Source organism: Methylobacterium isbiliense, assembly GCF_022179325.1.
GTDB lineage: Bacteria > Pseudomonadota > Alphaproteobacteria > Rhizobiales > Beijerinckiaceae > Methylobacterium > Methylobacterium isbiliense.
This window is the reverse complement of record NZ_BPQQ01000021.1, coordinates 1-6,989: the sequence shown is the minus strand read 5'-3', so window position 1 is coordinate 6,989 and position 6,989 is coordinate 1. Positions and strand designations below refer to the sequence as shown.

At 69.0% G+C, this 6,989-nt stretch carries 4 protein-coding genes; 3 read left to right on the top strand and 1 reads right to left on the bottom strand.

The features are described from left to right. Window positions 1–46 precede the first annotated feature (46 nt). The gene (locus tag MFF61_RS09505; RefSeq protein ID WP_238234858.1) at window positions 47–2,428 is read right to left on the bottom strand and encodes a glycoside hydrolase family 65 protein; all 2,382 of its coding nucleotides are present in this window, start codon (window positions 2,426–2,428) and stop codon (window positions 47–49) included. A gap of 778 nt (window positions 2,429–3,206) precedes the next feature. Between MFF61_RS09505 and MFF61_RS09500 the strand changes: the two genes are divergently transcribed. The 3 genes from MFF61_RS09500 to MFF61_RS09490 form a co-directional block, all read left to right on the top strand. Then, complete coding sequence (locus MFF61_RS09500) at window positions 3,207–4,409, top strand: acetate/propionate family kinase (protein ID WP_238234857.1); 1,203 nt, start codon at window positions 3,207–3,209, stop codon at window positions 4,407–4,409. After that, the gene (locus MFF61_RS09495) at window positions 4,406–5,437 is read left to right on the top strand and encodes an HlyD family secretion protein (protein ID WP_238234856.1); all 1,032 of its coding nucleotides are present in this window, start codon (window positions 4,406–4,408) and stop codon (window positions 5,435–5,437) included. Before MFF61_RS09500 ends, MFF61_RS09495 begins: the two co-directional genes overlap by 4 nt. Window positions 5,438–5,448: 11 nt before the next feature. Continuing rightward, a partial coding sequence (locus MFF61_RS09490; protein ID WP_283205982.1) for an ATP-binding cassette domain-containing protein occupies window positions 5,449–6,989 on the top strand: 1,541 nt, incomplete at its 3' end.

Below are 6,989 nucleotides of genomic sequence, written 5' to 3'. Positions count from 1 at the left end.
CAAGAACCTAAGCGGACGAAGCGTTGGCTTGCCAACGCAAGTCTGCTTAGGAGACGTCGGCCTTCCCGGCCGGGATCCGGAACGCTCGGGTGACCGCCGCGCCGTCCGGTGACAGGTCGATGCGCTCGTCGCCCTGCCAGATCGCCAGTGCCTCGCCGTCCAGCAGCCGGTAGGTGGCGGCGCGGTGATCGATGTCGATTCCGATCCTCCGGCCGCGCACCTGCAGGGTGAAGCTCAGCCGCGCCCAGGCCTCCGGCAGGCAGGGATTGAACGTGAGGCGTCCCTGCGTGTCGCGCAGGCCCGCGAAGCCGTAGACCAGCGCCAGCCACGTGCCGCCGATGGCCGCGATGTGCGCCCCATGCATCATGTTCCCGCCGATGTCGGACATGTCCATCGCCAGGGCGAAGTTGAAGTAATGGAACGCCTTCTCCCGCAACCCGATCTCGTTCGCGACGATGCTCTGGATGCAGACGGACAAGGATGAATCGTGCGTGGTCAGCGGGTCGTAGTATTCGAAGTTCCGCCGCTTGGCCTCCGGCGTGAATTGATCGCCGAGCAGGAACATGGCCATGACCGTGTCGGCCTGCTTGATCACCTGGGAGCGATAGAGGTTGAGCGGGTGGTAGTGCAGCAGGAGCGGGTAATGCTCCTCCGGCGTGCCGGCGAAATCCCATTTCTCCAGATCGAGGAAATTGTCGTCCTGCGGATGCACCCTGAGCCGCTCGTCGTACGGCAGGTACATCCGCTCGGCGGCCGTCTCCCACGCATCGGGTTCGGTCGCTGCGAGGCCGGTGCGGCGGGCGAGTACGGCGAAGCTGTCGGGGTGCTCGCGCTCCAGGCGCCGCACGGTCTCGGCAGCGTAGCGCATGTTCTCCCGCGCCATCAGGTTGGTGAAACAGTTGTTGTTGACGAGCGCCGTGTACTCGTCCGGTCCGGTCACCCCGTTGATGCAGAAGCGGCCGCCCAGACGCTCCGAGAAGAAGCCGAGATCGCACCACAGGCGGGCCGTCTCGATCAGGATCTCGGCGCCGTAATTCCGCAGGAATTCCTCATCGCCGCTGATCTCCACGTATTTGCGCAGCGCGTAGACGATATCGGCATTGATGTGATACTGCGCGGTTCCGGCCGCATAATAGGCGGACGCTTCCTCGCCGTTGATGGTCCGCCAGGGGAAGGTGGCCCCGCGATGCCCGAGTTCGCGCGCCCGCGCCCGGGCCTTGTCCAGCATGTCGTAGCGATACTTCAACAGGCTGCGGGCGATCAGCGGCTTGGTGTAGACCAGGAAGGGCAGGACGTAGATCTCGGTGTCCCAGAAATAGTGCCCCTCGTAGGTCCGCCCGGTCAGTCCCCGGGCGGCGATGCCGTGGCCCTCCGCCCGCTCGGACGCCTGCAGCAGCTGGAACAGGTTCCAGCGGATCGCCTGCTGCGTCCGCGGGCTGGCACAGTCCACCCTCACGTCCGCCCGTGCCCAGAAGCGCTCGACGTCGTGCCGCTGCTGCGCGAGGATCGCCGCGAAGCCGCTCTCGACCGCCCGGTCCAGGGTCCAGGCCGTCAGGGCGCGGATCTGCTCGGGGCTCGCGGCCTCCGAGTAGTGATAGCTCAGGAACTTGTGGATGCGGATCGACTGCCCGGGCGCGAGGATCCCCCGGACGACGACCGTGGCGAGGTCGTCGTCGCAGGCGGGCTGCGTGATGAGGGAACAATCGGCCGCCACGACATGGTCCATGCCGCAGCCGAGCGCCAGCCCCGAACTCCGGGTCCGGTAGCTGAGGATCGCGCGCAGCGCCTCCAACCGGGTCCCGGTCGGATGCAGGACCCGTCCGACGAAGCCCTCCGCCAGGCGGGGATCGTTGGTGTCGGTGGCGAGAGGCTGCTCGTTCCGGAGTTCGGAGGAGATCACCACCTCCGTCACGGCATCCTCCGCCGTCAACTCGTACTCGATCGCGGCAAGGTGGCGGTGGGCGAGCGACACGAGGCGCAGCGTCCGCAGGCGCAGGCGCTTGCCCGCAGGCGTCAGCCAGCGCACGTCGCGGCTCAGGGTCCCGCTCCTGAAATCGAGGCTGCGCCGGAACGACAGGATCTCGGCGTCCGGGACGACGAACGGCTCGTCATCCACGAAGAGCTTCACGGCGGTCCCGTTGGGGCAGTTGAGGATGCTCTGGCCGAGCGTGGGAAAGCCGTAGGCGTGCTCGCCGTAGGAGATCGGCCGGTGCTCGTAGAAGCCGTTGAGATAAGTGCCGGCTTCGCGCACCGGCGTGCCCTCCTCGGCGACACCGCGCACGCCGAGATAGCCGTTCGACAGGGCGAACATCGTCTCCGCCTGGCCTGTGAGATCCTGCGCCAGCTTGGCATCGTAGCGGGTGGCCTCGAGCACCCAAGGGTTCGGCGGAAAGATGTCGTCGGGCGGAATCAGACGCGGGCGCAGCATCGGTCGTCCCTTCGATCAGAAATGAGAAGTTCGTACTCCGCTCCTGCGTCGTCGTCGGCTATGATTGTCCGCCCTTATCGTAGGTTATGCCGGCCTTTATCGCGACGCCTTCGCATTTGTTGAGCAAGCTGGACAGGCGAGGATAGGCTCAGATCAAGCCTGCGCCGCAACCACAGCGGCCCCATGCTCGCTGGCATGATGAGGGTGCCGGGAGGAGCGGCCTCCCGTCCGGAGAGCAATCGCGAATCAACCAAGCGTAAAAGTCATCGAGTAGATGCAACCGAACGGTGTTGAGGGGCGTTGGCGGGAGTACGTGGCCTTGCGCGCCGAGATGGACTGACCGGCGTCGCCATCCCATCCCAGGACATAGCCGCCTCGCCTCGATTGTCGGCCAGTCGTCCGCACCGACCTGGCATCGGCGAGATCATGAATCACAGCGCACAACACTGCGCACGATCATTTTGTATGTTAGTCGCCCTTTCAGCACTTCGCAAGCCGGCGTCTTGGCAGCGTACCGAGATTTTTCTATACCTACATTAATGCCTGTCGGGTGCGGGCAGGATGATACTTAGACTGGTGAACGATCCTCCTGCGCCTTCCTCTGTCGGAAGGGTGTGGACGCGAGGGCGAGCAGCGTGTGGCCGATCCAGGGAGTGACGATGAAGGGGCGTCGCGTCTCGCCGTCCGAGCAGGGCGAGCATGACCAGCGGCCGAGCCGGTCCTCTCGCAGGCGGCTGCCCGCGCGGCCCGACCGCGGCGGCAGCGGCGTGAGGCCGTGATGAGCGACCTCATCCTGGTCGTCAACGCGGGCAGCTCGTCCATCAAGTTCAAGCTGTACCGCGTCGCGGGCGCCGATCCGGCCCTGGTGCTCGGCGGCGGGATGAGCGGCATCGGCACCGCGCCGGCGCTGACGGTGAAGGACGGGAGCGGCGCTCTCGTGGAGAACCGCCGCTTCGCGCCCGACGAGGTGCCCGACGCCTCGGCCGCCCAGCACCATGTCGCCGACTGGCTCATCCACCATGTCGGCGACCAACGCGTCGCCGCGGTGGGTCACCGCGTGGTCCATGGCGGGCCGGTCTACGCGGAGCCGGTGCGGGTCGACGACACGGTCCTGCGGCGGCTGGAGAGCTTCATTCCGCTGGCACCGCTGCATCAGCTCGGCAACCTCGATCCCATCCGCGTGCTGCGCCAGCGCCGGCCCGACCTGCCGCAGGTCGCCTGCTTCGACACCGCCTTTCATCGCGGGCATCCCGAACTGGCCGACCGCTTTGCCCTGCCCCGCGCCCTGCACGACGAGGGGGTGCGGCGCTACGGCTTCCACGGCCTCTCCTACGAGTCCGTCGCCGGGCGCCTGCGGGAGATCGCGCCCGAGACGGCGGCCGGCCGCGTGGTGATCGCCCATCTCGGCTCCGGCGCCTCGCTCTGTGCCCTGCAGGACGGCCGGAGCCAGGATTCCACCATGAGCTTCACGGCGCTCGACGGCCTGCCGATGGGCACGCGCTGCGGAGCGCTCGACCCCGGCGTCGTGCTCCACCTCATCGAGCACAAGGGCATGACGCCGGCCGAGGTCGGCCACATGCTGTATCACGAGAGCGGGCTCCTCGGCCTGTCCGGGCTCAGCAACGACGTCCGGACGCTGCTCGCCAGCGACCGGCCCGAGGCCGCCATGGCCATCGACTTCTTCTGCCGGCGGGTGGCGCAGGCGGCGGCCGCCCTCGCGGTGACGCTGGGCGGCCTCGACGCGATCGTGTTCACGGCCGGCATCGGCGAGAACGCGCCCGAGATCCGGCGGCGCACCGTCGCGGCTCTGGGCTGGGCGGGCCTCAGCCTGGATCATGCGGCGAATGCCGCCAGCGCCGCCCGGATCGACGGGCCGGGGAGCCGGGCGCAGGTCTGGGTCGTCCCGACCGACGAAGAGCTGATGATCGCCAGACACACGATGCGTCTGCTGGGGCGCGCCGCGCCGGACGCGACGGCATGAGGCGCTCCCTTCGGCTTCGCGCACTCCTGCTCGCCGCCGGTGTTGCTGCCGGCTTGGCCGCCGGGGCGGTCTGTGCCCCCCCACCGGCCCTGGCGCGCTCGCGCCTGATGGAGCTGATCGACCGGCTGCGCGGCGCCACGATGCCGGAGGGCATCGCCAAGTCCAACGGCCGCATCGAGGCGACCCAGATCGACATCGCGGCGAAGTACGCGGGCCGGATCACGAATCTGCTCGTCAAGGAGGGCGACGAGGTGAGCGCCGGGCAGGTCGTCGCCACGATTGCCTCGCCCGAGACCGAGGCCCAGCTGCGCGGCGCCCAGGCCCAGGTGCTGCGGGCCAAGAAGAGCCTCGCGGAGGCCGTGGCCCTGATCGCCCAGCGCCGAAGCGACCTCACCTTCGCGGATGCCGATTACGACCGCGGCAAGGAACTGGTCGGCAAGGGCTTCATGACCAAGCAGATCTTCGATCAGCGCAAGGCCAAGGCGGAGGCCGCCAGGGCGGGGCTCGATGCCGCCAAGGCGCAGGAGGAACAGGCAGCCTTCGCGGTTCAGAGCGCCGAGGCCGACGTGCAGCGGTTGGAGGCCATGCTGGTCGATCTCGTGCTGCGGGCACCCCGCGACGGGCGCGTGCAGTACCGGCTGGCCCGCGAGGGCGAGGTGGTGGGCGCCGGCACCCGCGTGCTGACGCTGCTCGACCTCAGCGACGTCTACATGACCATCTACCTGCCCGCCGCGCAGGCCGGCCCGCTCGCGCTGAACGACGAGGCCCGCATCATCCTCGACCCCGTACCGCAATACGTCGTGCCGGCGACGATCAGCTTCGTGGCCGCCGACGCGCAGTTCACGCCCAAGAGCGTCGAGACCGCCGAGGAGCGCGAGAAGCTGACCTTCCGGGTCAAGCTCCAGATCGACCCGCAGGTGCTGAAGACCTACCGCGCACGGGTGAAGACCGGTGTGCGCGGCATGGGCTTCGTGCGCACCAGGGGCGACGTCCAGTGGCCCGCCGACCTCGCCGTGAAGCTGCCATGACCGACGTTGCCATGATCGAGGCGGCCGCGATCGCCCGGCTCGACCGCGTCTCGCATCGCTATGGCGCGACGGTCGCGCTCGACGACGTGTCGCTGAGCCTGCCGGCGGGGCGGATGGTGGGGGTGATCGGGCCGGACGGCGTCGGCAAGTCGACCCTGCTCGCCCTCGTGGCGGGCGTGCGGCGGATCCAGCGGGGCCGCGTGTGGGTGCTCGGCGGCGACATGGCGGAGCGGAGCCACCGCGCGCGGGAGGGTGCGCGCATCGCCTACATGCCCCAGGGGCTCGGCCGCAACCTCTACCCGACGCTCAGCGTGTTCGAGAACATCGACTTCCACGGCCGGCTCTTCGGCCAGGGGCCGGGCGAGCGGCGGCGGCGCATCACCGATCTTCTCACCGCGACCGGCCTCGACCCCTTCGAGGACCGCCCGGCCGGGAAACTGTCCGGCGGCATGAAGCAGAAGCTTAGCCTCTGCTGCGCGCTGATCCATGATCCCGACCTCCTGATCCTCGACGAGCCGACGACGGGCGTCGATCCGCTCTCGCGCGGGCAGTTCTGGGACCTGATCGGATCGATCCGGGCGCGACGGCCCGGCATGAGCGTGGTGGTGGCGACCGCCTACATGGATGAGGCCTCGCGCTTCGAGTGGCTGGTGGCCCTGGACGACGGCAAGGTCATCGCGAGCGGCACCCCGGCCGAGCTGCTCGCCCGCACGGCCAAGCCCGACATGGAGGCCGCCTTCATCGCGCTCCTGCCGGCCGAGAAACAGGCGCAGCACCGGCCCGTGGTGCTGCGTCTCCGGCCGCCGGGGCTCGACACGGAGCCGGCGATCGAGGCGGAGCACCTGACGCGGCGCTTCGGCCCCTTCACGGCGGTGGACGACGTCAGCTTCCGCATCGGCCGCGGCGAGATCTTCGGCTTCCTCGGCTCGAACGGCTGCGGCAAGTCCACCACGATGAAGATGCTCACCGGCCTCCTGCCCGCCTCGGAGGGGAACGCGCGGCTGTTCGGCCGCCCGGTCGGCGAGAACGACATGGAGACGCGCCGCAACGTCGGCTACATGTCGCAGGCCTTCTCGCTCTACAGCGAGCTGACGGTGCTGCAGAACCTCGAACTGCACGCCCAGCTCTACCATCTGCCGCCGCACGACAGGCCCGTGCGGATTCGGGAGTTGCTCGACCGCTACGACCTCGGTCCGGTCAAGGACGCGCGGCCCGACGCTCTGCCCCTCGGGATCAAGCAGCGGCTGCAGCTGGCGGTGGCCGTGCTGCACCGGCCCGCCATGCTCATCCTCGACGAGCCGACCTCGGGCGTCGATCCGATCGCCCGCGACGCCTTCTGGCGGACGCTGATCGACCTCTCGCGCGACGAGGGCGTCACCATCTTCCTGTCCACGCACTTCATGAACGAGGCGGAGCGCTGCGATCGCATCTCGCTCATGCATGCCGGGAAGGTGCTGGCCGTCGGCGCGCCGGCCGACCTCGTCCGGGAGCGCGGCAGCGCCTCGCTGGAGGATTGCTTCATCGGCTACCTGGCCGAGGCCGCCGGCATCGC

What these genes read in the sequence shown, in the direction of transcription:
- MFF61_RS09500 (WP_238234857.1), top strand. Translation starts at nt 3,207, where the DNA reads ATGAGCGACCTCATCCTGGTCGTCAACGCGGGCAGCTCGTCCATCAAG.
- MFF61_RS09505 (WP_238234858.1), bottom strand. Translation starts at nt 2,428, where the DNA reads ATGCTGCGCCCGCGTCTGATTCCGCCCGACGACATCTTTCCGCCGAAC.
- MFF61_RS09495 (WP_238234856.1), top strand. Translation starts at nt 4,406, where the DNA reads ATGAGGCGCTCCCTTCGGCTTCGCGCACTCCTGCTCGCCGCCGGTGTT.